The organism is Dermatophilaceae bacterium Soc4.6, from assembly GCA_039889245.1.
Taxonomy (GTDB): domain Bacteria; phylum Actinomycetota; class Actinomycetes; order Actinomycetales; family Dermatophilaceae; genus Lapillicoccus.
The window spans coordinates 1001026-1026143 of the sequence record JAZGVH010000002.1 but is presented as its reverse complement, the minus strand read 5'-3'; the positions used below and the strand labels follow the sequence as shown (position 1 = coordinate 1026143).

Below are 25118 nucleotides of genomic sequence, written 5' to 3'. Positions count from 1 at the left end.
CGTTGGGTCAGGGCTGGGTCGGGGCTGGGCGGGGGCGTCAGGCGCGCGACCGGGTAGACCCGCCGTTGGCCTGGAGCACCTGGCCGACCATCGAGGACATCGACGGGTCGGCCAGCAGTGCGACCACGGCCGAGATCTCGTCGGGACGGCCGATGCGCCCCAGCGGGATCTGCGCGCCGTAGACGGCGTGCATGGCCTCGAGCGTGAGGCCCGCGTCCCGGGCATCCACCTCGAGCTGCGGCGTGTCGACCACGCCGGGCGCGATGGCGTTGACCACGATGCCCTCGGGAGCGAGCTCGCGCCCCAGGGTCTTGACCAGGGAGATCAGCCCGGCCTTCGAGGCCCCGTATGCCGTGGCCCCCGGCCAGCCGGTCACACCCCACTCGCTGGAGATGACGACGATGCGCCCCGCGCCGCGCCGGCGCATCCCCGGGAGCACCGCCTGCACGAGCCAGAGGGTGCCACCGAGGTTGGTGTCCACGACCTTCCACCACTGCTCGAGGTCGGCGTCGACCAGGGGGCCCATGGTCATGAAGGCGTGGTTGGCGACCAGGACGTCGACGTCACCCACCCGCTCGGAGACGTGGGCGACGAGGGCCAGCGCCTGCTCACGGTCGGACACGTCACCCGGGGCAGCGATCCCGCCGATCTCCTGCGCCAGCGCGGAGAGGGCGGGCGATGCCTCGCGGTCGTTGACGGCGACCACGGCACCGTCGGCGGCGAGCCGCCGGGCATGGGCTGCGCCCATGCCCTGGGCGGCGCCGGTGACGAGGGCGACCTGCCCGTGCAGTCGGCCGGTGCTCGTCGAGGGTGCGGGAGCCACTCAGATCACCGCCCCGGCGTTGACGTTGACGACCTCGCCGACACAGAAGGTGCCCTCGTCGACGAGGAAGGTGACGCAGCGCGACACCTCGTCGGGTCGCACCAGCCGGCCCGCCGGCAGGGTCCGTAGGTAGGAGGGCTCCCGCCACGGCGAGTCCGGGGCGAGCAGTGGGGTGTCGGTCGGGCCGGGGGCCACGACGTTCACCCGAACGCCGGAGGGGGCGACCTCGGCGGCGAGGCTGCGCGCCAGGCCGATGACGGCGCCCTTGGCGGCTGCGTAGTGCGCGTCGTCCGCCCCGCCCCCGACCGCGAGCTCGCTGGAGACGGCCACCACGGAGCCAGCGCCACGCGCGATCATGCCGGGCAGCACGGCTTTGGTCAGGTGCAGCAGGCCGCCGACGTGCACCCTCACCATCCGGTGCCAGGCCTGCGGCGTGATGTCGCTGACCGGAGCCATCTCGTAGTGACCGGCCACCGATACCGCGGCGCCGACCGGCACACCGAGGCTGACCTCGGCCTGTCGAACGGCCTGCGCCACGGCGGCGCCGTCGGTCATGTCGACCACCGCCGAGAAGGCGCAGCCGTCGACCGGAGCGAGGTCGAGACCCGCGACGAGCCAGCCGAGGGTGGTGAGGTCGTGCGCCACGGCGCGGCCGATGCCGCTGGCGGCGCCCGTCACCACGGCCAGGCCCGCCGGGACCGGCGCGTGAGTCGAGGCTGCCGGCGTCGTCATCGCGGCGTCGCGGTCAGGGCGTCGGCGGCCTCGTCCTGCGCCTCGTCGTCCTCGACGACCGACGCGGCGCTGATACGACCTCGCACCGAGGCGTAGATCGCCCCGCCGACGACGGCCAGCACGCCGATGATGACGAACACCGACCAGTCGAGGTAGCGCTGGTCGTAGACCAGCCGCGGCCAGGCGATGTTGAGGAACTGCAGCAGGGCCCAGACGGTGGCGACGGCGGTGACGGGCACCGTGGCCCGGCCGAGGCTGAAGGGCCCGGCCCGCCACCCTCCCCGCAGCTGGACCACGAGCGAGCCGACGAGCGGGAAGAGGAAGGCGAAGAAGAACCCGCCGGCCGAGAAGTTGACCATCAGGGTGTAGACGTTGGACGCGAGGTTGCTCAGCAGGAAGAGCGCCGCGCCGATCACGGTCGTGACGAGCAGGGCGGCCACGGGGATGCGCTGGCGCTCGCTCAGGCGCGTCAGCAGCGACGACGCGGGCAGGGCGCCGTCGCGGGCGTAGGACCAGATGATGCGCGAGGCCGAGGTCTGCAGGGCGAGGAAGCTGGCCAGGAAGCCGATGACGAAGAGGACCTCGACGGGCTTGGCGATGCCGGTGCCGAGCTGGGAGGTGAGCGTCGACGTCACGGGGTCGGCGTCGGCACCGCTCGTGACCGCTCCGAGGTCGGGGATGGCCAGGATGATGGAGAGGCTGGCGTACATCACCACCGCCGCGATGATGGTCAGCGAGAGGATGACCGCCTTGGGCAGGTTCTTGCGGGGCTCGTGGACCTCCTCGGCGATGGCACCGGCGCTCTCGAACCCGACGAACGAGAAGCCGACGAACGCGAGCGCGACGAGGAAGGGGCCTGAGAGCGACAGGTATCCGGGGGTGTCACCTCCACCGCTGGTCAGCACGCTGATCGGGTTGTGGCGGTGGAAGAGCAGGAGCCACGTGCCCAGGCCGATGGAGCCGACGACCTCGGCGATGATGCTGCCGGTCATGAAGACCTTCAGCGCCGTGCGGCCGACGAGGTTGAGCACCGTGCCGAGCACGAGGATCACGAGAGCGATGAGGGCCTTCTGGCCGGCGCTGGCGTTGTCGATGCCGATGATGCTGGCCAGGAACCCGGCGGCACCGAGGGCCACGGTGGCCATCGCGATGACGAGCGTCCACAGGTATGCCCAGCCGGCGAACCAGCCGTAGCCGGTGCCGATGAGGCGCCGCGACCACTGGTAGATGGAGCCCTCGAAGGGCCAGCGGGAGACCAGCATCGCGAACACGAGGGCCACGAGCATCTGCCCGAGGAACACCACCGGGAAGGCCCACCAGAACGACGGGCCGGCGGTGCTGATGGCGAGCGCGAAGATGCCGTAGAGCGCCACGATCGGCGAGATGAAGGCAAAGGCGAAGGTGAAGGACGACCACAGCGAGAACTCGCGCTTGAGGGTGTGGTCGGTCAGTGGCAGCGGCGGGGCGGTCGACACGGGGGTCCTCCTGGGCTGGGTTGGGCCATGGTGTCAGCGGGGGGGTGGCCGTCCACAAGGTCTGCGCCGATATTCGGGGGCCTTGCACGGGGCTCGTCGGTCCTCCTTGTGGGAACCTCCAACGACGGCGGTCCGGTCGGGGTAGTTTCTGGCCATGACGACCCCCCTCACGCTGCGCGTCCTCGTGGCGGTGGCGGGTCTGCGGCTCGGGGTGGACGTCGGCGGCCCGTCGCTCGAGCGGGAGGTCCGGTGGGTCCACGCGACCGAGCTGCCCGAGCCCGGCCCCTACCTGCGGGCCGACGCCCTGGTCTGCACCGTGGGTCTGTCGTTGACCTCCGTGGGAGCCTGTCGGTCCTTCGCCTCCGCCGTCGCGGCGGCGGGCTGCGCCGGCATCTGCTTCGGCACCGGCGATGTGCACGACTCCATACCCCACGCCCTGCTCGAGTCGTGCCGCACGCACGGTCTCGCGCTGCTGGACCTGCCGCCGGGTGTGCCCTTCCATGCCGTGGCGGAGCACGTCGAGCAGTGGCGGACGACGGCCGCCGACCGTGACGTGGCCCGGGTGCGCGAGGTCGAGCAGGTCGGGCAGCTGATGGCGCTCGTGGCCGAGGGCCTCGCCGACCCCCGCGCGCTGCAGCCGGCGCTGGGGCGGGCCGGGCTGGCCGAGGCGGTCACGCTGACCGTCTCGGCGTGGCCGGCGGGCAGTGTCACCCGGCTGCTCGAGCACCTGCCCACCGCGGTGCTCGGTGACACCGGGACGCTGGTCTTCGCCGTCACGGCGACGCCGCAGTCGGCGCGGGCCGCCGCCGAGTCAGCCCGGCTGCCCTGTGGGCTGAGCGGCGAGGTGCCCGCGCGGTCGCTCTCCCGGGCCCTCGCCGACAGCCGGGCGGCACTCGACCTGACCCACCGCGGTCGTCGGGTGGTGGGGGCCGAGGAGCTCGCGACGTTCGAGGGGTTGATGGAGCAGCTCCCGGCCGCCGTGCTCGCACCGTTCGTCGACCAGGTCGTGCGCCCGCTGCTCGAGTCGGATGCCCGCCACGGCACCAGCCAGGTCGAGACCCTGCGAGTCTTCCTGAGCAATGACGGGTCACTTCAGCGCACAGCGAGCGAGCAGTTCCTGCACGTCAACACCGTGCGCCACCGGCTGCAGCGGGTGCACGAGATCACGCACCGCAACCCGCTGCGGTTCGCCGACCGGGTGGCCCTGGCCGTGGCGCTGTGGGCGGCTGACCACCCCGAGCGCCCCTAGCCCGAGGTGCGCCCGCGTGTCTGCGGTCAGGACAGGTCGGTGGGGAGGGGGGCTCGCTCAGCTCGGCAGGCCGGAGGCGCGCCAGCCGCCGCGGGACGGACCGTAGGCGCTGCGGAGCCGCCCGCTCGGCGAGCTCCACCGCGACCCCACCGGGGGTGGCGCCGGCTCGTTGCCGGACGCCGCCGCCGTGAGGACCGCGACGAGGGCGGCCAGCTCATCGTCGGTCGGCCATCCGGAGACCACTCGGATCGCTGGGGCCACCGCCACAGGTGACTCGGGCTCCGTTGCGGCAGAGTCCTGCTCGCCCTCCCCGGTCACAGCGGGATGTTCCCGTGCTTCTTGGGCGGAAGCGTCTCGCGCTTGGTGCGCAGCGCGCGCAGGGCCCGGGTGACGTTCATCCGGGTGTTGGACGGCGTGATCACCGTGTCGACGTAGCCGCGCTCGGCCGCGATGTAGGGGTTGGCCAGGTGCTCCTCGTACTCGCGGACGAAGGCCTGGCGGGCCTTCTCGACGTCGCCACCCGCAGCCTCGGTGGCGGCGATCTCCTTGCGGTAGAGGATGTTGACCGCCCCCTGCGCGCCCATGACGGCGATCTGGGCGGTGGGCCAGGCGAGGTTGATGTCGGCGCCGAGGTGCTTGCTGCCCATGACGTCGTATGCGCCGCCGTAGGCCTTGCGGGTGATGACCGTCACCATCGGCACGGTCGCCTCGGCGTAGGCGTACAGGAGCTTGGCCCCGCGGCGGATGATGCCGTCCCACTCCTGGTCCGTGCCCGGCAGGAAGCCCGGCACGTCGACGAAGGTGAGCACCGGCACGTTGAAGGCGTCGCAGGTGCGCACGAAGCGGGCGGCCTTCTCGGAGGCGTCGATGTCGAGGCATCCGGCGAACTGCATCGGCTGGTTGGCCACGACCCCGACCGACATGCCGTCGACCCGGGCGAAGCCGATGAGGATGTTGGGTGCGAAGAGCGGCTGCACCTCGAGGAACTCCTCGTCGTCGACGATGTGGCGGATGACCTCGTGCATGTCGTAGGGCTGGTTGGGTGAGTCGGGGATGCAGGTGTCGAGCCACCGGTCCTCGTCGGTCACCTCGAGCACCTCCTCGCCGCCGCCCTCGTAGGCGGGGGGTGCGTCGAGGTTGTTGGACGGCAGGTAGGACAGCAGCGCCTTGACGTAGTCGACGGCGTCCTGCTCGTCGGAGCCCATGTAGTGCGCGACCCCTGACTTCGAGGTGTGCGTGCGGGCCCCACCGAGCTCCTCCATGGTCACGACCTCGCCGGTGACCGTCTTGATCACGTCGGGGCCGGTGATGAACATGTGCGAGGTCTGGTCGACCATGACGGTGAAGTCGGTGATCGCGGGGGAGTAGACCGCGCCACCGGCGCACGGCCCCATGATCAGCGAGATCTGCGGGATGACACCCGAGGCGTGCACGTTGCGGCGGAAGATCTCGGCGTAGAGGCCGAGGGCGACGACTCCCTCCTGGATGCGCGCGCCGCCCGAGTCGTTGAGGCCGACGACCGGGCAGCCGATCTTCATCGCGAAGTCCATGACCTTGGTGATCTTCTCGCCGAAGACCTCGCCGAGCGACCCGCCGAAGACCGTGAAGTCCTGGGCGAAGACGGCGACCTGGCGACCGTCGACCAGCCCGTACCCGGTGACCACGCCGTCGCCGTACGGCCGGTTCTTCTCCTGGCCGAACGCGGTGGAGCGATGGCGGGCGTACTTGTCCATCTCGATGAAGGTGCCCTCGTCGACGAGCATCGCGATGCGTTCGCGCGCGGTCTTCTTGCCGCGTGCGTGCTGCTTCTCGACGGCCCGCGTGCTCCCGGCGTGCGCGACCTCGGCCACCCGGCGCTTGAGGTCGGCCAGCTTGCCGGCGGTGGTCGTGAGGTCGACATCGGTCATGGCGGGCAGCCTAGCCTTGGGTCCCATGACTCGACTGGTGGAGCCGGACCGTCTGCGTGCGTCGTTGGTCACGTCGTCAGGCGGGCCTGCAGGCAGCCCCTGGGTCGAGCTCGAGCACCACCGCACGACCGCGTCGACGAACGCCCGCGCGCTCGAGCTCGCCCGGCCCGGCCTGGTGGTCCTCGCCGACCACCAGAGCGCCGGTCGCGGACGGATGTCCCGCGCCTGGGAGTCCCCGCCCGGCGCCTCGCTGCTGCTCACCGCCACCGTGCCGCTGCCGGCGGTCGGTGCGGGCTGGCTGCCGCTGCTCACCGGGCTCGCCGTGCAGCGGGCCGTGCGCGGGGTCTGCGGGCTCGAGGCCGTGCTCAAATGGCCCAACGACGTGCTGCTGCCTGCCGAGGACGACCGCAAGGTGTGCGGCATCCTCTGCGAGGTCGGTGGGGCCACCGACTCGGCCCGGGGCGCGGTCGTCGCCATCGGCATCGGCCTCAACGTCGCGCAGGGTCGCGACGACCTCCCCGTCCCGACGGCCACCTCGCTGGCGCTGGCCCGGTCCGCCATGGGCGGCACCGACAGCACCGACGGCACCGACGGCACCGACGGGATGGACCTGACCGACCTCGCCGCTGCCGTCCTCACCCACCTCGGCCAGGCCTACTCAGCGCTGACGGGGGGTGGGCCGGCCGTCGCTGGTGAGCGGGCGGCCTACCGGCAGGCCTGCTCGACCCTGGGCCGGGAGGTGCGGCTGCACCGGCTCGGGGCGCCCGACGTCGTCGGCACCGTCGTCGAGGTCGACGACGAGGGCCGCCTGGTCATCGACGTCGGTGGGGTGCGCACCGCCTGGGCCGCGGGTGACGTCGTGCACGTGCGGCCCGCCCGGTGAGCTCCCGGTGAGAGCCCGGTGAGCTCCCGGTGAGCGCACTCAGCACCCCGTACGGAGCACGGGGGGCGGGGGAAGGTGACCGCGGCCACTCGCGGTTGGCATCATGGGGCCCGTGAGCGACACGTCGGGCACCGAGGGCGAGGAGAGTCGGTCCCTGGGTCGGCGACGCCCCTCGGACTCGCTGCCGGCCGACCCGGACGCCGACGACATCGCCGCCGCCCTGCTCGGGCGGCCGCGGACCCTCGCCCGTCGCGACGTCAGCTCGGGGGCCAACGTCTCGCTGCTGAGCGCGCGGAAGATGTGGCACGCGCTCGGGTTCCCCCTTGTCACCACCGACGACCCGCTCTTCACCGAGGCCGACCTCTATGCTCTGCGCAGCGTGGCCCGCATCGTGCGCGAGGGCGACATGGACGAGACGATGGTGCTCAGCCACGCGCGTGCCTTCGCCCGCACCGCTGACCGGCTCGCGGCGTGGCAGGTGCAGCTGGTGGCCGAGTCCCTGGCTCCCCCGGGGGAGCGGGAGGACGACGCCGACGCGGTCGGGCCGCTGGCCGTGCCGGACGTGGCGAGCGCGAAGGCGGTGGCCGTGCGGGTGGTCGACCTGGTCGACGAGCTGGAGCCGCTCCTGGTCTACGCCTGGCGCAGGCACCTGACCGACGCGATCTCGCGGATGCTCTCCGACGCCGAGCCGAGCGTCGACGAGCACGGGATGTGGCGCCACATCGGTTTCGCCGACCTCGTGAGCTTCACGTCGCTGGTGCGGCGGCTCTCCGAGCGCGAGCTCGCCGAGCTGGTCAAGCGCTTCGAGGTGCTGACCTCCGACATCGTCACGGCGCACGGGGGCCGGGTCATCAAGACCGTGGGCGACGAGATCCTCTTCTCCAACCGCGAGGCCGCCCCTGCTGCCGCGACCGCCCTCGACCTGGTGGACGCGATGACCGGCGACGACGTGCTGCCCGAGGTGCGCGTCGGCCTGGCCGCGGGGCCGGTGCTCTCGAGGCTGGGAGACGTCTTCGGGGTGACCGTCAACCGCGCGGCGCGGCTCACCTCGATCGCCCACCCGGGGGGCGTCGTCATCGACAGCCAGATGGCGACGGCCCTCGACAGCGTCTCGGGCTTTGCGCTGCGCCCGATGCGTCGGCGGGCGCTGCGGGGGGTCGGCCAGGTCAAGCCCTACGTGCTCGGCCGCTCCAGTGGTGAGACCCGGCGGTTCGGCGTGGACGACGAGCGCGGCGCGGCGGCGACCGACCGGTCAGCGGGCAACCCCAGCGCCAGTCACCTAGGCTCTGGCCCATGACCCGAGTCTTGCTCGCCGAGGACGACCCGGCGATCTCCGAGCCGCTGGCGCGCGCCCTGCGACGAGAGGGCTACGAGGTCGACGTCCGGCCCGACGGCAACGCGGCGCTCGAGGGCGCGCGTGACAACCCCGACCTCGTGGTGCTCGACCTCGGGCTGCCCTTCGTCGACGGGCTCGAGGTCTGTCGACGCCTGCGCTCCGACGGGCGCACCTTTCCCGTGCTCATCCTCACCGCCCGGGCCGACGAGGTCGACACCGTGGTCGGGCTCGACGCGGGAGCAGACGACTACGTCACGAAGCCCTTCCGGCTGGCCGAGCTCCTGGCTCGCGTGCGGGCGCTGCTGCGGCGCACCCCGACCGACGTGACCTCCACCAGCGACCTGCTGCGCATCGACCCCGAGGCGCGGCGGGCGTGGTTCGACGAGGAGGAGCTGCACCTGACCGCCAAGGAGTTCGACCTCCTGCGGGTCCTGGTGCGCGAGCAGGGCAAGGTGGTCTCGCGTGAGCAGCTGATGCGCGAGATCTGGGACACGGCGTGGTTCGGGTCGACCAAGACCCTCGACATGCACATCAGCGTCCTGCGCAAGAAGCTGCACGACGACGCCGCGTCGCCGCACTTCATCTCCACCGTGCGCGGCGTGGGCTTCCGCTTCGAGCGGCCCGAGGGCTGACGGCGTGAAGCGCCTACTGCTGCATACGTCGCTGGTCGCCGTCGTCGTCGCCGTGGTGGTGACCGCCGCCCCGCTGATGGCCTTCGGGGCGTGGTTCGTCGGCTCCGACGCCGCGCTGACCAGCTGGGGCGAGAAGTCGAGCGGGGTGCGGGTCCTCGAGCTGCTGGGGGTGCTGCTGCTGCTCGCCGTCGTCTGCGTGGGCGTCACCCTGGCCCTGGTGGCGCGGTCGGCGGGCTCGCTCACCGGGCCCATGGAGCTGCTCGTCGAGTCGGCCGAGCGGCTCGGGCAGGGGCGGCCGGACGTCAAGGCGTTGGAGTCGGGCATCCCCGAGATCGACCGTGTCGGAGCAGTGCTCAGCCGCAGCGCGCGCGACGTGACCAAGTCCCTGGCGGCCGAGCGCGACTTCGCGTCCGACGCCTCGCACCAGCTGCGCACCCCCCTGACCGCGCTGCTGATGCGGCTCGAGGAGATCTCCGAGACGGCTGACCCCGAGGTCGTCAAGGAGGAGGCCAACATCGCCATCGACCAGGTGGAGCGCCTCACCAAGGTCGTCGACGACCTACTCATGCGCAGCCGCCGCAGCAACGACGCACCGCGCCCGGAGGTCTCCCTCGACTCGGTGATCGCAGCGCTGCAGCGCGAGTGGCAACCGGCGTTCGAGCAGGCCCGGCGCAGCGTGCGCGTGCACGGCGAGCGCGGGCTCGTCGTCAAGGCCACCCCCGTGGCCCTCAGCCAGGTGCTGAGCACCCTGCTGGAGAACTCCCTCGTTCACGGGCGCGGCACCGTCGAGGTGCAGGCCCGTCGCAGCGGCCCGTCGGTCGTCGTCGAGGTGTGTGACCAGGGCGAGGGGGTGCCAGCGACGATCGCCCCGCACATCTTCGAGCGCTCGGTGAGCAGCGGCCGGGGCGACAGCACCGGCCTCGGACTGGCCCTGGCCCGCGACCTGGCCGAGTCGAACGGCGGGCGCCTCGACCTGATCTCGGCCCGCCCGGCCCGCTTTGCCCTGTTCCTGTCCGAGGCCGAGCAGCGCTGAGTCGACCCGGCCGTGTGCCGCCTCCCGGCTCAGGTCCCCCGAGTCGCCGTCAGCGGTCGCCCGGCGCCACGTCTCCCGGCTCCTCGGCGACGAACACGAACCGGCGGTAGGCCCAGAAGCGCAGCAGCGTCGCGATCCCGATCCCGATGATGTTGTTGACGTTGACCGCCAGCCGCGACGTCCAGTCGAGCAGGTCGTGGGTGGCGTTGAGGTAGCCGGTCGAGATCAGCAGCCCCACGGCGTTGACCGCGAAGAACAGCAGGGCCTCATGGTGGGCCGCTCGGTTGCGACGGTGCCGGAAGGTCCACATCCGGTTGCCCACCCACGCGAACGACGTCGACACGACGCCCGAGATGATGCGCGAGGTCGCGAGGTGCCCCGCCATCGGCCCGTAGAAGAGCATGTTGAACAGCACGAGGTCGATGGTGAACGCCCCGGCACCGATCACCCCGAACTTCGCGACCTCGCGCCAGAAGATCGACGCCAGCTGCCGTACCCGGCCGACGAGACCCGGCCGGGCCGCGACCGGGGGCACGGTCTGTGCGTCGCCGCCGGCGATGCGCTGCTCACTCACCCCCCGAGCGTACGGGGCCAGCCTGCGAGCCGTCTGCTTCGCGGCTCTGGCTAGGCTGCTGTCCCGTGAGCGCCCCTCCCGACCAGCCCATGCGTACCCCCGGCGGCTTCCCGGTGGTAGGTGTCATCGGCGGCGGCCAGCTGGCCCGGATGATGCAGGGCCCGGCCGCCGAGCTCGGTGTGCAGCTGAGCGTCCTGGCCGAGGCCGTCGACGCGGCCGCCGCGCTCGTCGTGCCCCACTCACCGGTCGGCGACCACACCGACATCGAGACCGTGCGAGCCTTCGCCGCCACCTGCGACGTCGTCACCTTCGACCACGAGCACGTGCCCGCGGCGGTCCTCGCCGCGCTGCAGGCTGACGGGGTGGCCCTCCATCCGCGGCCCGAGGCCCTGCACTTCGCCCAGGACAAGCTGGCCATGCGCGAGCGGCTGACCGCCCTCGGCATCCCCTGCCCGCGCTGGGCCAAGGCGACGAACGTGGCCGAGGTCGAGGCTTTCGCGGCGCAGGTGGGCGGCCCGTTCGTGGCCAAGACCCCCCGCGGCGGCTACGACGGCAAGGGCGTGCGGGTCGTCGACGACGCGGCCGAGCTCGAGGACTGGCTCGCCCTGGTCGGCCAGCCGGGCGGTCTGCACGAGGGCATCCTGCTCGAGGAGCGGGTCGCGTTCGCCCGCGAGCTCGCCGTCCTGGTCGCCCGCAGCCCGATGGGCCAGGCCGCTGCCTGGCCGGTCGTCGAGACGGTGCAGACCGACAGCATCTGCACCGAGGTGCTCGCCCCCGCGCCCGACCTCGACCCCGACCTCGCCGCCCGGGCCACGGCCGCCGCCCTGAGGATCGCCGGTGAGCTCGACGTCACCGGAGTGCTGGCGGTCGAGCTCTTCGAGGTCGCCGACGCCACGGGGGCCCCGGCCTTCGTCGTTAACGAGCTCGCCATGCGACCGCACAACAGCGGCCACTGGTCGATGGACGGCGCGGTGACGGGCCAGTTCGAGCAGCACCTGCGGGCCGTGCTCGACCTGCCGCTCGGCGACCCCCGCAGCCGCTCCCCGTGGACGGTGATGGCCAACGTGCTCGGCGGCACCCGCGAGGGCGACGAGGAGCTCTACCCCGCCTACCTCCACGTCATGGCCCACGACCCGGCCGTGAAGGTCCACCTCTACGGCAAGGCAGTGCGGCCCGGCCGCAAGATCGGGCACGTCAACGTCAGCGCCACCACCGCCGACGGCCTCGCCGACGCCCGCGAGCGCGCGACCCACGCCGCCGACTACCTCGGAGGAGCCATCCGTGAGTGAATCCCCAACTGTGGCAGCGACACCCGTCGTCGGTCTCGTCATGGGTAGCGACAGCGACTGGCCGGTGATGCAGCTCGCCGCTGCCGCGCTCGACGAGCTGTCCATCCCGTACGAAGCCGACGTCGTCTCGGCCCACCGGATGCCCGCCGAGATGCTCGCCTACGGCCAGCAGGCCCACGAACGCGGGCTGCGCGTGATCATCGCGGGCGCCGGCGGGGCAGCCCACCTGCCCGGCATGCTCGCCGCGGTCACCCCGCTGCCGGTCATCGGCGTGCCCGTCCCGCTGGCGTACCTCGACGGCATGGACTCGCTGCTCTCCATCGTGCAGATGCCCGCCGGGGTGCCGGTCGCGACGGTGTCGATCGGCGGCGCGCGCAACGCGGGGCTGCTCGCCGCCCGCATCCTCGGGGCCGGAGAGGGACCCGAGGCGGCCCGGCTCCGCGAGGCGATGCTCGCCTTCCAGGCCGACCTGCGCGACCAGGCGCACGCCAAGGGAGCCGCGCTGCGCGAGCGGGCGCGCCGCACCTGACGCAGGGGCCCGTGCGCGACATAGTGTGGAGCGCGGCTCACCCGCCACCCTCGACGACCAAGGAGATCCCCGTGCGTTTCGGTCTGTTCATCCCGCAGGGCTGGCGGTTCGACCTCGTCGGCATCGACCCCGGGCAGCACTGGGGCACGATGCTCGGCCTGGCCACCCGCGCCGACCGCAACCGCGAGTGGGAGTCGATCTGGGTCTACGACCACTTCCACACCGTGCCCGTGCCGTCCGACGAGGCGACGCACGAGGCGTGGTCGCTCATGGCGGCGTATGCCGCCGCCACCTCGCGGGTGCGCCTCGGCCAGATGTGCACGTGCATGGCCTACCGCAACCCGGCCTACCTCGCGAAGGTCGCCGCGACGATCGACGTCATCTCTGGCGGTCGCGTCGAGATGGGCATCGGCGGCGGGTGGTACGAGCACGAGTGGCGCGCCTACGGGTACGGCTTCCCGTCGGCCGGCGACCGGCTCGGCGCCCTGCGCGACGGCGTCGAGATCTTCCGCCAGATGTGGACGTTGGGCAAGGCGACCCACGACGGGAAGCACTACCAGGTCGACGGCGCGATCTGCTCGCCGCGGCCGCTGCAGGGCACCGAGGTCGCCGGGTCCGCCGAGAACGGCATCCCGATGTGGGTGGCCGGCGGTGGCGAGAAGGTCACGCTCAAGATCGCGGCGAAGTACGCCGACTACACCAACTTCGACGGCACCCCCGAGACGTTCGCGCACAAGAGCGAGGTGCTCAAGGGTCACTGCGACGCGATCGGCCGCGACTTCGGCTCGATCGTGCGCAGCGCCAACTACAACGTGATCATCGGCCACAGCGAGCGCGAGGTGCAGGACCGGCTCGACTGGCTCGTCGACCACTACCTGCGCGCGGGCGTCCCCGACGAGATCGTGCGCGGCCAGATCGAGGGCATGAAGTCCAGCCCCACGGTGGGCACGCCCGAGCAGATCCTGCACAACCTCACGGCGCTGGAGAAGCAGGGCATGACGTACGCCATCACGTACTTCACCGAGGCGGCCTACGACACCAGCGGCATCGACCTCTTCGAGAGCGACGTCATCCCCCACCTGCAGCCGCGCCGGTGAGCACGGCGACGCAGAAGTGGTCACCGACGGCGGTGCCCGACCAGTCGGGCCGCACGATCGTCATCACCGGGGCCAACTCCGGCATCGGTCTCGAGGCGGCGAAGGTGCTCTCCCACAAGGGTGCTCGCGTCGTGATGGCCTGCCGCAACCCCGGCAAGGCCCAGGCCGCGCAGCGGGAGGTGGGCGGCGCCTCCGAGGTCGCCCAGCTCGACCTGGCCGACCTGGCGTCGGTGCACGCCTTCGCCGACGGCCTCGACGGCGGCACCGGGTCGATCGACGTGCTCGTCGACAACGCCGGTGTCATGGCGCCGCCGCTGTCGCGCACCGTCAACGGCTTCGAGTCCCAGCTGGGCACCAACGTCATCGGCCACGCCGCGCTCACCGCGCTGCTGCTGCCGCGCGTGACCGACCGGGTGGTCTGGCTGTCGTCGCAGGCGCACCGCATGGGCTCGATCGACCTCGCCGACCTCAACTGGGAGCACCGCGCCTACCGCCGGTGGCCGGCATACGGGCAGAGCAAGCTCGCCGACCTGATGCTCGCCTACGAGCTGCAGCGGCGCCTCACGCTGGCCGGATCTCCGGTGCGCTCGGTGGCCGCCCACCCCGGCTACAGCTCGACCAACCTGCAGAAGGGCATGGGCGGGTCGTTCCTCAAGCCCCTCCAGGATCTCGTGGCCAAGGCGGGGATTTTCGTCCAGACCGCCGAGGCCGGCGCATGGCCGACCCTGATGGCGGCCACCGACCCCGACCTGCCCGGCGGCTCCTACGTCGGTCCGTCGGGGCCCGGTGAGATGACCGGTGGGCCCCGGCTGGTGGGGTCGAGCGCGGCGTCGCGTGACGCCGGCGTGCAGCAGGCGCTCTTCGACCAGGTCGAGGAGCGCTCGGGAGTCTCGTTCGGGCTGAAGGGCTGACGCGGGCGTCCCGCGCCGGGGTGAGACGACGCACACCCGCGTGGTGGGTCCGCCAGGAGGTCCCCGGCGTAGCCTGCAGGGGTGAGCACAGCTGCGCAGGACATCTACCCCCTCTTCGCCATCTCCGAGGACCACGAGGCCATCCGTGAGGCCGTCCGAGCGGTCGCGGAGAACAAGATCGCGCCGTATGCGGCAGCAGTCGACGAGGACGCGCGCTACCCGCAGGAGGCGCACGACGCGCTCGTCGCGAGCGACTTCTTCGCCCCGCACGTGGGCGAGGAGTACGGCGGCGTCGGGGCCGACGCGCTGGCGACGTGCATCGTCATCGAGGAGGTCGCTCGGGTCTGCGCGAGCAGCTCGCTCATCCCGGCGGTCAACAAGCTCGGCTCGATGCCGGTCATCCTCGGCGGCAACGATGCCATCAAGAAGAAGTACCTCACGCCGCTCGCTGCCGGGACCACCAGCTTCTCCTACGGCCTGTCCGAGCGCGAGGCCGGCTCCGACACTGCGGCCATGAAGTGCAAGGCTGTGCGCGACGGCGACGACTGGGTGCTCACGGGGCAGAAGTCCTGGATCACCAACGCCGGCATCTCGGAGTACTACACCGTGCTGGCCGTCACCGACCCCGACGGTCGCCGCGGGGCGAACATCTCGGCCTTCGTCGTCGAGAAGTCCGACGAGGGCTTCACGTTCGGCGAGAAGGAGCGCAAGCTCGGCATCAAGGGCAGCCCCACCCGCGAGCTCATCTTCGACCACGTGCGCATCCCCGGCGACCGCATCGTCGGTGTCGAGGGTGAGGGCCTCAAGATCGCCCTGCGCACCCTCGACCACACCCGCATCACCATTGGTGCGCAGGCCGTCGGTATCGCCCAGGGCGCGCTCGACTTCGCGCTGGGCTATGTCAAGGAGCGCTCGCAGTTCGGCAAGCACGTCTCGGAGTTCCAGGGCATCCAGTTCATGTTGGCCGACATGGCCATGCACCTCGAGGCTGCCCGCCAGCTGGTGTACGTCGCGGCCGCCAAGTCGGAGCGCAGCGACGACGACCTGACCTTCTTCGGCGCCGCAGCCAAGTGCTACGCCGCCGACATGGCGATGCAGGTGACCACCGATGCGGTGCAGCTGCTCGGTGGTGCCGGCTACACCCGCGACTTCCCCGTCGAGCGGATGATGCGCGACGCCAAGATCACCCAGATCTACGAAGGCACCAACCAGGTGCAGCGCATCGTGATGGCCCGCCAGCTCCTCACGTAACGCCGCCTGGGTTCGGGGCGCGGCTCGGCCCTGTCCGGCTCGTGGACACGGCCCGTCCGGCTCCCGGGCACCAGGTGACATCCGTGCCTCCCGGTGAGAGGGTGAGGTCACAGGGCGTGGCGGGTCGGGGAGTCTCCCCGGATGTCGGGCGCCGCTCGAGGCAGGGATGCGTCGCTCGACGCATCGCTGCACAGGGAGTGGCAGATCCAGTGGTCGTGTTCTTCGTCATCGGGGGCGTCGGGGTCGCCGTTCTGCTCCTGTCGCTGGTCGCCGGCGACGTGCTACCCCATCACCTGCTCGACGCGGTCGAGGGTGCCGACGGCTACCTGTCGACCGCCGCTCTCGGCGGCTTCGCCGGAGCGCTCGGTCTCGGAGGGGCCACGACGCTCGCCGCCGGCGGACCCACGTGGCTCGCCGTGGTCGTCGGGGTCGTGATCGGGCTGGCCGTCGGCGCCGGCGCCGCCGCCCTCGTCCGATCCCTGCGCGGGGAGCCGGAGGAACGCCCCGGCAACACCGCCGACCTCGTCGGCGCCTCCGGCACCGTGGTCTCGGCGATCCCCGCTGGTGGCTACGGCGAGGTCTCGGTGACCGTGCGCGGTTCCCGCCGCAAGCTGAGCGCCCTCGCCGACCTCCCGCTCGGCGCCGGCGCCTCGGTGCAGGTCACCCACGCACTGTCGTCCAATGCCGTTCGCGTGGCCCGGTCCGGGCCCCAGGACGCGCCCCGTTCCTGACGCCCTGACCGCTTCGGCAGGGCTCCGCTCAGACAAGAAGGTATCCCGTCATGCCCGTCTCACCGCTCGTCATCGGAGTGGCAGGACTCGTCGTCCTGCTGGTCCTCGTCGTCCTCGTCGTCGTCAGCCGCTACAAGGTGGCCGGTCCCAACGAGGCGTTCATCGTCACCGGTCGCCGGGGCAAGACCTCACAGGACCTGTCCGGCCAGAAGGTCGTCACCGGCGGCGGCGTCTTCGTCGTCCCCTTCGTGCAGCAGCTCAGCCGGATGGACCTCTCCAGCCGGCGCATCACCGTCAACATCCGCGGCGCGGTCAGCCGGCAGGGCATCAAGCTCAACGTCGACGGCATCGCCATCGTCAAGGTCGGCGGTGACGAGGACGCCATCCGCGCTGCGGCGCAACGCTTCCTGTCGCAGCAGGGCCAGATCGAGGTCTTCACCACCGAGGTGCTCGCGGGCGCCCTGCGATCGATCGTCGGCACGCTCACGGTCGAGGAGATCATCCGCGACCGGGCCAGCTTCGCCACCCAGGTCGCCGACGTCACCGAGTCGGCCCTCACGGGTCAGGGCCTCGTGCTCGACACCTTCCAGATCCAGGACGTGACCGACGACGGCACCTACCTGCAGGACCTCGGCCGGCCGGAGGCCGCGCGGGTGCAGCAGGACGCCACCATCGCCGAGGCCGACGCGCGACGCACCGCCGAGCAGCGCAAGATCGCGGCGGAGCAGGACGTCGTCGTGGCCCAGCGGGTGCTGGCGCTCAAGCGCTCCGAGATCCAGGCCGAGACCGACGCAGCGGCCGCCCAGGCGGCCGCCGCCGGCCCGATCGCCGAGGCGGCCAAGCAGCAGGAGGTGCTGACCGCGCAGGAGCTCGTGGCCCAGCGCCGCGCGGTGCTCACCGAGCGTCAGCTCGACTCCGACGTGCGCAAGCCCGCCGACGCCGCCCGCTACCGGGCCGAGCAGGAGGCCGAGGCCAAGCGGGTCTCGAGCATCGCTGCGGCACAGGCGTCCTCGGAGTCGGCTCGCCTCGAGGGCGAGGGCGAGCGGGCCCGCCGTGCGGCCCTGGCCGACGCCACGCGCCTCGAGGGTGAGGCCACCGCCTCGGCGACGCTCGCCACCGGTTCCGCCGAGGCGGAGGCGATGTCGAAGAAGGCCGACGCCTACCGGGAGTACTCCCAGGCCGCCATCCTGCAGATGGTCGTCGACAAGCTGCCGCTCGTGGCGAAGGAGCTGGCCGCGCCCATGGCCGCCATCGACAAGCTCACCGTCATCTCGTCGGAGGGAGCAGCCGCGCTGCCCAAGGCCGTGGTGTCGAACTTCGCGCAGGTGCAACAGCTGGTCAAGGACGTCTCGGGCGTCGACCTCGCCGGTCTCGTCGGGTCGCTCGTGTCCGGGGCGGGCTCCACGCCTCGCCCGCGCGCCGCCCGGCCCGAGCTGCCACCGCGCACCAACGGCAGCCAGCCGGCCGTGGCACCCCGTACCGAATCGGAGACCGAGGCCGACGCGGACCCCCGCCCCTGACCCCCTGACCCCCTGACCCCCTGACCCCGTGACGGCCTCGACCGTCACGGGGCTGCCGGGCCACGGTGGGGGACCAAGGTCCCGTGCCACCGGTGGGAGGTCGCGAGAGGGTCGGGTGACCCACGTCCTCTTTCGGTAGATGGAGCCCCCAGACATGACCGGTCCCACCCTCGAGCCCGACCTCCTGCAGCGGATGGACCGCTACTGGCGGGCCGCGAACTACCTCTCCGTCGGCCAGCTCTACCTCTACGACAACCCCCTGCTGCGCCGCCCGCTCGCCCTCAGTGATGTCAAGCCGCTCACCGTCGGGCACTGGGGCACGACGCCGGGGCAGAACTTCGTCTACGTGCACCTCAACCGCGTCATCCGCGAGCGCGACCTCGACATGTTCTACGTCGCCGGCCCGGGTCACGGCGGCCCGGCGCTCGTCGCCCACACCTACCTCGAGGGCTCCTACAGCGAGCTCTACCCCGACATCAGCCAGGACGAGGCCGGTATGAAGAGCCTCTTCACCCAGTTCTCCTTCCCCGGCGGGATCTCGAGCCACGTGTCGCCCTCGACCCCCGGCTCCATCCACGAGGGCGGTGAGCTGGGCTACTCGCTCAGCCACTCCTTCGGTGCGGTGCTCGACAACCCCGACCTCGTGGTCGCGTGCGTCGTCGGTGACGGTGAGGCCGAGACCGGCCCGCTCGCGACGTCGTGGCAGTCGACCCGCTTCCTCAGCCCCGCCACCGACGGTGCGGTGCTGCCGATCCTGCACCTCAACGGCTACAAGATCGCCAACCCGACGATCCTCGCCCGGATCAGCCACGACGAGCTGGTGGCCTACTTCCACGGCAACGGGTGGGAACCGATCTTCGTCGAGGGCGACGACCCGGCGACCATGCACGAGCTCATGGCCAGCGCCCTCGACCTCGCGCTCGACCGCATCACCGCCATCCAGGGCGCGGCCCGCGAGCCCGTGGCCGGGGCCACCCCGACCGGGGAGCGGTGGCCCATGATCGTGCTGCGCTCACCGAAGGGCTGGACCGGGCCCAAGCTCGTCGACGGTCTGCGCAACGAGGGCAGCTTCCGCTCGCACCAGGTGCCGCTGCTGGTCGACGCCGACCACCCCGAGCACGTGGCCCAGCTCGAGGAGTGGCTGCGCAGCTACGGCCCCGAGGAGCTCTTCGATGAGGGCGGCACGCTGCTGCCCGAGCTGGCGCAGCTCGCGCCGGAGGGCACCCGGCGGATGGGATCGAACCCGCACACCAACGGCGGCCTCCTGCTGCGGCCGCTGCGGATCCCCGACTACCGCGTCCACGCCGTCGACGTGCCGGCGCCCGGGTCGGTCGAGGCGCACGACACGGCGGTGCTGGGGGAGTTCCTGCGGGACATCATGGCCGCCAACCTCGAGACCTTCCGGGTCTTCGGCCCCGACGAGACGCAGTCCAACCGGCTCGGCGCCCTCTTCGAGGTGACCGACCGGCAGTGGGAGCCACGGCTGCAGGAGGGTGACGAGCAGCTGGCTCCATCCGGCCGGGTGCTCGACTCCATGCTGAGCGAGCACCAGTGCGAGGGCTGGCTCGAGGGCTACCTGCTGACCGGTCGGCACGGCCTGTTCAACTGCTACGAGGCCTTCATCCACATCGTCGACTCGATGTTCAACCAGCACGCCAAGTGGCTCAAGGTCACCAAGGAGCTGCCGTGGCGGCGCGACATCGCCTCGCTGAACTACCTGCTGTCGTCGCACGTCTGGCAGCAGGACCACAACGGCTTCACCCATCAGGACCCGGGCTTCCTCGACCACGTGGTCAACAAGAAGGCCGACATCGTGCGGGTCTACCTGCCGCCGGACGCCAACACCCTTCTGTCTGTTGCCGATCACTGCCTGCGCAGTCGGCACTACGTCAACGTGGTCGTCGCCGGCAAGCACGCCATGCCGCAGTGGCTGACCATGGAGCAGGCGCAGGTGCACTGCGCCCAGGGCATCGGCATCTGGGAGTGGGCCGGCAACGACAAGGGCGTCGAGCCCGACGTCGTGCTCGCCGCATGCGGTGACACGCCGACGCTCGAGGTGGTCGCCGCCGCAGCCATCCTGCGCGAGCACCTGCCCGAGCTCAAGGTGCGGGTCGTCAACGTCGTCGACCTCATGCGGCTGCAGTCCGAGAGCGAGCACCCGCACGGGCTCTCCGACGCGGAGTACGACTCGATCTTCACCCGGGACAAGCACATCGTCTTCGCCTTCCACGGTTACCCGACGCTCATCCACCGGCTGACCTACCGGCGCACCAACCGTCACCTGCACGTGCGCGGCTACGTCGAGGAGGGCACGATCACCACCCCCTTCGACATGCGGGTGCAGAACAGGCTCGACCGCTTCCACCTCGTGCAGGACGTCATCGACCGGCTGTCGCAGCTCGGTGCGACCGCAGACCACCTGCGGCAGACCATGTCCGACAAGCTCGTGCAGCACTCGCGGTACATCAACGCGCACGGCACCGACCTGCCGGAGATCCTCGACTGGGAATGGAGCGCCTCTTCCTGACCGCCCGCAGGGACACAGACGGGTCCACGTCGTCCGGCTCCGAGCCCGGGCGACGTGGACCGTTGGTCCTGAAGGGGTCGGGGGTTCTCAGCCGACCTCGACCCCAGGCCCCGTCGCGACCCCGCCGAGTGGCGCCGGGGTGAGCGCGGGCCCGGGGGCAGCCTGCGCTGCGGCGGTCTCGCGGGCGAGGAAGGCTCCGAGCCGAGGATCGCGCGGATGTCGAGGTTGATCCGGTCGGTCTCCGAGAGCGTCTGGTCGAGAGTGTGCTGGCCGACGACCTTGCGCAGGGTCGTCTGGGCGACCTGGTCGATCGCGCTGCAGACGTTCTCGATGGCGACGACCGACCTCTCGGCATCGACCACCTTGAAGCAGGCGACCGCCGAGACGTCCACGCTGACGTCGTCCTGGGTGTTGATGCCCTGTGACTGGGTCGGCATCGTGACGATGCACAGCGAGACACGGTGGAGCACCTCGATGAAGGGGATGATCAGCCGCAGGCCGAGCCCGCGCTCGCCGACAACCCGGCCGACGAGCGGTGTGGTCACGGGCCGGCGTGCGCGAGAGGGGGAGGTGGTGTCGTGCCGTGGATGACGAGCACCGGGCAGGTCGCGTGCTGCGTGCACGCGGCGCTGACCGACCCCAGCAGGAGGCTGGTGAACCCGCCATGGCCACGGCTGCCGACCACGAGCATCCGGGCGGGGGCGCTCAGCTCGAGCAGGACCTGGGCGGTGTTGCCCTGCACGACGCGGGACTCGCACCAGACGGGGAGGTCGTCGCCGAAGACCCGCTTGAGGGCCCGGTCGAGCGCCTCCCGGGTCAGGGCATCAGGGTCGTAGTCGGTGGGCAGGGCACCCCATCCCTCGCCCATCAGCCCGAACGCGGTCGTCGGCTGCCAGACGGCGACGACGTCCAGCGTGCTGCCGGTCGCCTCGGCAACGAAGCGCGCCCACTCCAGCGCAGCCAGGCTGGGATCGGACCCGTCGACCCCGACGACCACCCGGTCGTCGACGACCGTCGCGGCGGTCATGCCGACACCAACGGCTGTGGCGAGAGAGACGCCAGAGCCCGTCCGCGGTCCTCCGGCTGCCGGGCGAGGACCCTGATCCGGTGACGCCGGGTGCACGCGTTCACCCTCTGGAGGAGGTGGTGCACCGACATCGTGTCGGCCGCGGGCGCGGTGTCGACCACGACGAGCGACGAGTCGCGTCGGCGACCGTGACGGGCGAACCAGACGGTGCCCATTGCGGGGTCGGAGGCGGCGGGACAGCTGTCAGCGCACTGGTGTCCGAGCTGCTGCAGGACAGAGAAGAGCGTGGTCGATGAGGCGAGGGCGGGGGGTGTGGGCAGGAAGGCGGTCGTCGACATGGAGGCTCCTTCAGGAGGCGCACGCACAGCTGAGCCCGGCACGGAGCAGTGGCTGCTCCCGGGCTCGGCGGCGGGCGGCCGAGCTTCTCCGGATTGGCTGTGTTCCCAGCAGGGCCAGGGTACGACAAGCCGTCGCCACGCACCCGGGACCAATGTCCCCCTATCGCTGGCGACCTCCTCGCGATCAGGACAGGACGGTCCAGGGGGTCGGGCCGGACGACCGGGCCAGGCCCCGCTCGTTCGGATGGCGCGCGAGGACCCGGATCCCGTCCTTCCTGGTGCACTGGTTGACGCTCTGCAGCAGGCTCTGCGCCGGCGCCCTGGCCACCCCGGGGCCGAGGTCCACCACGAGGAAGGACGACGCCCGTCGCGGGTTGCGCCAAGCGAACCGGACGGCGCCCACAGCGGGGTCGGACGCGGCGCAGTCGCTGACGCACGGGTGGCCGAGCTGCCCGAGGACGGCGCACAGCAGGGTGGCCGATCCGGGAGCAGAGGCCAAGAGAGGGCGGGGGTCCGGGCTCAGAGCTCGGACAACAGCCGCTCGGCCGCCGCCGCCAGGTCACCAGGTGCTCCCGCGGCTCGCTCCAGGAGCTCAGCCGCCGCCTTCTCGGGTGTGAGTCCCTGCGCGAGCAGGGCGCCCATGGCCTGGTCGACCGATGACGCCCGCGCGATCGAGCTGCCCTGGAGCTCGTCGGTCCGGCCGAGCCCCAGGTGCTGGTCGACCTCCACCTCCCCGAGGGGCGTGCCCGCGAGCCAGGCCAGGTCGGCGGCGAGGTCGACGAAGGCTCCGGCGTTGGAGGCATACAGCACGATGTCCACGTCCCACCCGGGGAGATCAGGCCCGTCCGTCGTCCTCGACCCGGCCGGCGGGCGCAGCGGGAGCAGCAGCGAGGAGCCGATGAGGAGGTCGTCCGCCGTCCGGCCATCACTCCCGGGGAGCGTGCTCATCGTGAGTGATGGGGTCGCGCGCACCCCTGGGGAGGACGGTCCCTGCAGGACGAGGCTGAGGCCGAGGTACGACGTCACCGAATCGGCTGCACTGACCTCGAGCGCGGTCACGGCACCGACCAGGTCGTGCCCCACCGGGTCGACGGGATCCTCGAGGGTCCGCGACAGCCAGATCAGGTCGCGGGCGAAGCCTGGGGTGCTCACGGGCTCGCCTCCACCGGCGCTCCCGAACGCGGGGTCGACTCGCCTGGTCCTCGGGCAGCGGGGTTGCCGTCCATAGCGAGAGCCGGTGGGCAGGGGTCAGGACCCGTGCAGGGGAGGGCTCTCGCGGCTCACCGTACGGCATGGGCGGTCGCCGACCGGCCGCTCACCCGTCGGCGTCGCGGGCGCGGGCGCGGCCGACGGCCTCGTCGACGATGCGCTGCGCCACGTCGACGAGCTTGGTGTGCTCCCGCTGGCTGATCTCGCGCAGCCGCGCGAACGCCTCGTCGCTGGTGCCTCCGCGGCGCGCCCGCAGGACCCCGATGGCCTGGTCGATGACGGGACGGCTGGCCAGCGCGGTCTGCAGCTGGAGCGTGAGGGCCTGCGCCTGGGCGAGCACCTGGGCGTTGTGCACGGCCACCGCGGCGGGGCGGGCGAAGTGCTCACCGATGTCGGTCGCGAGGTCGTCGAAGACGTCCTTCGCGCGGGCGTAGACGTTGATCGCGCCCACGACCTGCCCCGGGAGCAGCAGCGGCAGCGACAGCGCGCTGTTGATGCCCAGGCGGCCGACGCGAGGGCCGAAGCGTGGCCACATCTTCTCGCCGCCGAGCGAACCCGAGCGCACGGTGCGCCGCTCGAGGGCGGCGGTGATGCACGGGCCCTCGTTGAGGGTGACGTACTGGATCCGGTCGATCTCGGCGACGAACGGGTGGCTCGCGGCCAGCGCCTCGACCCGGTTGTCGGTGCGGTCGACCCGCAGCAGGGTCACGCCCGCACCGTCGGCTCCCGGGATGGCGTTGGCGGCGAAGGTCGCCACCTGCTCGAGCACGCCATCGAGACCGGTCGCCCCGCTGACCAGTCCGGCGAGGTTGGAGAGGCTGACCGCGAGGTCCTCGTCGTCATGCACCCGTTGTGAGCGCTGGGGATCGGCGGAGCCGTCGTCATCGGCGCGATGGTCCGTCATCTCGTGAGGCTCCTCAGCAGGGGACCCGGTCGGTGCGAGCCCTGATGGCGCTCACGGACCCCGTCCATACCCCGAGAGTAGCCCGCCGCGCGTAACCCACGGTCCCGCGGCCGGGACCTTCGCCCCTACCGCCGCCCCGCGCGGGGGGGCAATCGTCGGGAGGGGACCCATCCACCGCTCCATGAGCGCACCACGAAGGACCACCATGCACGTCGGCGTCCACACGGACAACCACATCACCGGCCACGAGGGGCTCATCGCGAGAGTGGCGTCCGAGGTCGACTCGGTGCTCGCTCCCCACGAGTTCCCTCTGACGAGTGTCGAGGTGCACCTCGCCGACGAGAGCGGTGGGCGGGAGACTGCACACGACATGAGGTGCATCATCGACGCGGTCCTCGAGGGCCAGCCCGCGGTGGTCGCCACCCACCATGCCGACACCCTGGACGAGGCGGTCAGTGGTGCGGCCCACAAGCTGGCGCACGTGCTGGAGAGCCGCCGGGGCCGGCGGAGCGGGCAGGCGGCGCGTCGACATGCCTGACGCGCCGACGGAGCCGACCCCGCCGACCCTCTGCCTGCTCAGCGAGGTCGGCGAGACCGTCGACCATCGGGAGAACGACGTGTATTCACCGTTTCTCGCCGAGGACTTTCACTATGCACTCGCCGAGGACTTTCACTATGCACAGGTCCCGTACGTGCGGTGGACCCTGTAGTCTCGACGTGCTGGAGATCCAGCAGGTCCGGAAAGGGACCGGCCGTCCGCTGCCGGTCCCAGGAGCACTCGCCCCGAGCCGGACACCTCGGTGATCATCTGTCGACAGGATCACCATGCACCCTCCTACCTCTTCCTCGTGGGCCGTCCACGGAGCGCGTCCCAGCCTCGCCGGCAGGCGCCGGGCGTCGGTCCGGTTCGCCTCCGCGCCGGTCATGGTCTGCGCGCTGCCCGATCTGTCGCTGGTGGAACCGCACTCGGGGCGGGCTCCCCGGACCGCCGCCTGGCTCAGCTTCGACGACTGGATGGGGGGCGAGGGTCTCCTCGAGATCTGAGCGACGACGCACCGTCCCCACGGTCGCAGACGGGGTCGGCGGCTGCGCCCAGACAGTTGTCGTCACCGCAGGAAACCGGGTCGCCACCGTGGGTGGG

At 71.8% G+C, this 25118-nt stretch carries 26 protein-coding genes and 1 pseudogene; 15 read left to right on the top strand and 12 right to left on the bottom strand.

The annotated features are described in order from the left end of the window. Nucleotides 1-37: 37 nt before the first annotated feature. The 3 genes from V3N99_04780 to V3N99_04770 are packed head-to-tail and all read right to left on the bottom strand — an operon-like array spanning nucleotide 38 to nucleotide 3030. Nucleotides 38-823 carry an SDR family oxidoreductase gene (locus V3N99_04780; protein ID MEO3936058.1) on the bottom strand — a complete coding sequence of 262 codons (786 nt, stop codon included), beginning with the start codon at nucleotides 821-823 and terminating at the stop codon, nucleotides 38-40. Beyond that, the gene (locus V3N99_04775) at nucleotides 824-1555 is read right to left on the bottom strand and encodes an SDR family oxidoreductase (protein MEO3936057.1); all 732 of its coding nucleotides are present in this window, start codon (nucleotides 1553-1555) and stop codon (nucleotides 824-826) included. After that, nucleotides 1552-3030 carry an amino acid permease gene (locus V3N99_04770; GenBank protein ID MEO3936056.1) on the bottom strand — a complete coding sequence of 493 codons (1479 nt, stop codon included), beginning with the start codon at nucleotides 3028-3030 and terminating at the stop codon, nucleotides 1552-1554. Before V3N99_04770 ends, V3N99_04775 begins: the two co-directional genes overlap by 4 nt. A gap of 154 nt (nucleotides 3031-3184) precedes the next feature. On the opposite strand from V3N99_04770, the gene V3N99_04765 reads away from it, so the two are divergent. Further along, nucleotides 3185-4279, top strand: a complete 1095-nt coding sequence (locus tag V3N99_04765; protein ID MEO3936055.1) for a PucR family transcriptional regulator ligand-binding domain-containing protein — start codon at nucleotides 3185-3187, stop codon at nucleotides 4277-4279. A gap of 57 nt (nucleotides 4280-4336) precedes the next feature. Here the strand turns inward: V3N99_04765 and V3N99_04760 are convergent, their stop codons facing one another. Both V3N99_04760 and V3N99_04755 read right to left on the bottom strand, forming a co-directional pair. Next, on the bottom strand, nucleotides 4337-4540 hold the full coding sequence (locus tag V3N99_04760; GenBank protein MEO3936054.1) for an acyl-CoA carboxylase epsilon subunit: 204 nt from the start codon (nucleotides 4538-4540) through the stop codon (nucleotides 4337-4339). Nucleotides 4541-4593: 53 nt separating this feature from the next. Continuing rightward, entirely contained in the window at nucleotides 4594-6186 is a 1593-nt protein-coding gene (locus V3N99_04755; GenBank protein ID MEO3936053.1) for an acyl-CoA carboxylase subunit beta, read from the bottom strand. A gap of 25 nt (nucleotides 6187-6211) precedes the next feature. Here V3N99_04755 and V3N99_04750 point away from each other — a divergent pair, with 25 nt between their 5' ends. From V3N99_04750 to V3N99_04735, 4 genes are all read left to right on the top strand, one after another. Then, the gene (locus V3N99_04750; protein MEO3936052.1) at nucleotides 6212-7069 is read left to right on the top strand and encodes a biotin--[acetyl-CoA-carboxylase] ligase; all 858 of its coding nucleotides are present in this window, start codon (nucleotides 6212-6214) and stop codon (nucleotides 7067-7069) included. 112 nt (nucleotides 7070-7181) lie between these two features. Further along, the gene (locus V3N99_04745) at nucleotides 7182-8366 is read left to right on the top strand and encodes an adenylate/guanylate cyclase domain-containing protein (GenBank protein ID MEO3936051.1); all 1185 of its coding nucleotides are present in this window, start codon (nucleotides 7182-7184) and stop codon (nucleotides 8364-8366) included. Further along, a complete protein-coding gene (locus V3N99_04740) occupies nucleotides 8363-9037 on the top strand; it encodes a response regulator transcription factor (GenBank protein MEO3936050.1) in 675 nt (224 codons plus the stop codon). The genes V3N99_04745 and V3N99_04740 overlap by 4 nt, the downstream gene beginning before the upstream one ends. 4 nt (nucleotides 9038-9041) lie before the next feature. Then, a complete protein-coding gene (locus V3N99_04735; GenBank protein MEO3936049.1) occupies nucleotides 9042-10070 on the top strand; it encodes a HAMP domain-containing sensor histidine kinase in 1029 nt (342 codons plus the stop codon). Between the two features lie 49 nt (nucleotides 10071-10119). On the opposite strand, the gene V3N99_04730 is transcribed toward V3N99_04735, so the two are convergent. Then, a complete protein-coding gene (locus tag V3N99_04730; GenBank protein MEO3936048.1) occupies nucleotides 10120-10644 on the bottom strand; it encodes a GtrA family protein in 525 nt (174 codons plus the stop codon). A gap of 89 nt (nucleotides 10645-10733) precedes the next feature. On the opposite strand from V3N99_04730, the gene V3N99_04725 reads away from it, so the two are divergent. From V3N99_04725 to V3N99_04690, 8 genes are all read left to right on the top strand, one after another. Further along, nucleotides 10734-11933 (top strand): 5-(carboxyamino)imidazole ribonucleotide synthase, encoded by a 1200-nt coding sequence (locus V3N99_04725; protein ID MEO3936047.1) that lies wholly within the window; start codon nucleotides 10734-10736, stop codon nucleotides 11931-11933. A gap of 40 nt (nucleotides 11934-11973) precedes the next feature. Next, nucleotides 11974-12462: a 5-(carboxyamino)imidazole ribonucleotide mutase gene (gene purE / locus V3N99_04720; GenBank protein MEO3936046.1), complete on the top strand. Its 489-nt coding sequence runs from the start codon at nucleotides 11974-11976 to the stop codon at nucleotides 12460-12462. 71 nt (nucleotides 12463-12533) lie between these two features. Beyond that, the gene (locus V3N99_04715; GenBank protein ID MEO3936045.1) at nucleotides 12534-13559 is read left to right on the top strand and encodes an LLM class F420-dependent oxidoreductase; all 1026 of its coding nucleotides are present in this window, start codon (nucleotides 12534-12536) and stop codon (nucleotides 13557-13559) included. Continuing rightward, nucleotides 13556-14470, top strand: coding sequence for an oxidoreductase (locus tag V3N99_04710; GenBank protein MEO3936044.1), 915 nt, complete (start codon nucleotides 13556-13558; stop codon nucleotides 14468-14470). The genes V3N99_04715 and V3N99_04710 overlap by 4 nt, the downstream gene beginning before the upstream one ends. An 81-nt stretch (nucleotides 14471-14551) precedes the next feature. Further along, nucleotides 14552-15721: an acyl-CoA dehydrogenase family protein gene (locus tag V3N99_04705; protein ID MEO3936043.1), complete on the top strand. Its 1170-nt coding sequence runs from the start codon at nucleotides 14552-14554 to the stop codon at nucleotides 15719-15721. A gap of 215 nt (nucleotides 15722-15936) precedes the next feature. Next, the gene (locus V3N99_04700) at nucleotides 15937-16452 is read left to right on the top strand and encodes a hypothetical protein (GenBank protein MEO3936042.1); all 516 of its coding nucleotides are present in this window, start codon (nucleotides 15937-15939) and stop codon (nucleotides 16450-16452) included. Nucleotides 16453-16502: 50 nt separating this feature from the next. Beyond that, nucleotides 16503-17972: an SPFH domain-containing protein gene (locus V3N99_04695; protein ID MEO3936041.1), complete on the top strand. Its 1470-nt coding sequence runs from the start codon at nucleotides 16503-16505 to the stop codon at nucleotides 17970-17972. 154 nt (nucleotides 17973-18126) lie between these two features. Further along, complete coding sequence (locus V3N99_04690) at nucleotides 18127-20499, top strand: phosphoketolase family protein (protein MEO3936040.1); 2373 nt, start codon at nucleotides 18127-18129, stop codon at nucleotides 20497-20499. Between the two features lie 257 nt (nucleotides 20500-20756). On the opposite strand, the pseudogene V3N99_04685 reads toward V3N99_04690, so the two are convergent. From V3N99_04685 to V3N99_04660, 6 genes and pseudogenes are all read right to left on the bottom strand, one after another. Continuing rightward, a pseudogene (locus tag V3N99_04685) lies at nucleotides 20757-20969 on the bottom strand (SPFH domain-containing protein). A 71-nt stretch (nucleotides 20970-21040) separates the two neighbouring features. After that, entirely contained in the window at nucleotides 21041-21526 is a 486-nt protein-coding gene (locus tag V3N99_04680; protein MEO3936039.1) for a universal stress protein, read from the bottom strand. Further along, nucleotides 21523-21864 (bottom strand): hypothetical protein, encoded by a 342-nt coding sequence (locus V3N99_04675; protein ID MEO3936038.1) that lies wholly within the window; start codon nucleotides 21862-21864, stop codon nucleotides 21523-21525. Before V3N99_04675 ends, V3N99_04680 begins: the two co-directional genes overlap by 4 nt. A 184-nt stretch (nucleotides 21865-22048) precedes the next feature. Then, on the bottom strand, nucleotides 22049-22363 hold the full coding sequence (locus V3N99_04670) for a hypothetical protein (protein ID MEO3936037.1): 315 nt from the start codon (nucleotides 22361-22363) through the stop codon (nucleotides 22049-22051). A gap of 20 nt (nucleotides 22364-22383) precedes the next feature. After that, the gene (locus tag V3N99_04665) at nucleotides 22384-23016 is read right to left on the bottom strand and encodes a hypothetical protein (protein MEO3936036.1); all 633 of its coding nucleotides are present in this window, start codon (nucleotides 23014-23016) and stop codon (nucleotides 22384-22386) included. Nucleotides 23017-23179: 163 nt separating this feature from the next. Further along, nucleotides 23180-23977 (bottom strand): GAF and ANTAR domain-containing protein, encoded by a 798-nt coding sequence (locus tag V3N99_04660; GenBank protein ID MEO3936035.1) that lies wholly within the window; start codon nucleotides 23975-23977, stop codon nucleotides 23180-23182. Nucleotides 23978-24158: 181 nt separating this feature from the next. Here V3N99_04660 and V3N99_04655 point away from each other — a divergent pair, with 181 nt between their 5' ends. Beyond that, entirely contained in the window at nucleotides 24159-24515 is a 357-nt protein-coding gene (locus tag V3N99_04655) for an HPF/RaiA family ribosome-associated protein (protein MEO3936034.1), read from the top strand. A 287-nt stretch (nucleotides 24516-24802) separates the two neighbouring features. Beyond that, nucleotides 24803-25021, top strand: coding sequence for a hypothetical protein (locus V3N99_04650; protein MEO3936033.1), 219 nt, complete (start codon nucleotides 24803-24805; stop codon nucleotides 25019-25021). The last annotated feature ends 97 nt before the right edge of the window (nucleotides 25022-25118 follow it).

What these genes read in the sequence shown, in the direction of transcription:
- V3N99_04775 (MEO3936057.1), bottom strand. Translation starts at nt 1,555, where the DNA reads ATGACGACGCCGGCAGCCTCGACTCACGCGCCGGTCCCGGCGGGCCTG.
- V3N99_04765 (MEO3936055.1), top strand. Translation starts at nt 3,185, where the DNA reads ATGACGACCCCCCTCACGCTGCGCGTCCTCGTGGCGGTGGCGGGTCTG.
- V3N99_04755 (MEO3936053.1), bottom strand. Translation starts at nt 6,186, where the DNA reads ATGACCGATGTCGACCTCACGACCACCGCCGGCAAGCTGGCCGACCTC.
- V3N99_04750 (MEO3936052.1), top strand. Translation starts at nt 6,212, where the DNA reads ATGACTCGACTGGTGGAGCCGGACCGTCTGCGTGCGTCGTTGGTCACG.
- V3N99_04740 (MEO3936050.1), top strand. Translation starts at nt 8,363, where the DNA reads ATGACCCGAGTCTTGCTCGCCGAGGACGACCCGGCGATCTCCGAGCCG.
- V3N99_04725 (MEO3936047.1), top strand. Translation starts at nt 10,734, where the DNA reads ATGCGTACCCCCGGCGGCTTCCCGGTGGTAGGTGTCATCGGCGGCGGC.
- purE (MEO3936046.1), top strand. Translation starts at nt 11,974, where the DNA reads ATGGGTAGCGACAGCGACTGGCCGGTGATGCAGCTCGCCGCTGCCGCG.
- V3N99_04695 (MEO3936041.1), top strand. Translation starts at nt 16,503, where the DNA reads ATGCCCGTCTCACCGCTCGTCATCGGAGTGGCAGGACTCGTCGTCCTG.
- V3N99_04690 (MEO3936040.1), top strand. Translation starts at nt 18,127, where the DNA reads ATGACCGGTCCCACCCTCGAGCCCGACCTCCTGCAGCGGATGGACCGC.
- V3N99_04680 (MEO3936039.1), bottom strand. Translation starts at nt 21,526, where the DNA reads ATGACCGCCGCGACGGTCGTCGACGACCGGGTGGTCGTCGGGGTCGAC.
- V3N99_04675 (MEO3936038.1), bottom strand. Translation starts at nt 21,864, where the DNA reads ATGTCGACGACCGCCTTCCTGCCCACACCCCCCGCCCTCGCCTCATCG.
- V3N99_04660 (MEO3936035.1), bottom strand. Translation starts at nt 23,977, where the DNA reads ATGACGGACCATCGCGCCGATGACGACGGCTCCGCCGATCCCCAGCGC.
- V3N99_04655 (MEO3936034.1), top strand. Translation starts at nt 24,159, where the DNA reads ATGAGCGCACCACGAAGGACCACCATGCACGTCGGCGTCCACACGGAC.
- V3N99_04650 (MEO3936033.1), top strand. Translation starts at nt 24,803, where the DNA reads ATGCACCCTCCTACCTCTTCCTCGTGGGCCGTCCACGGAGCGCGTCCC.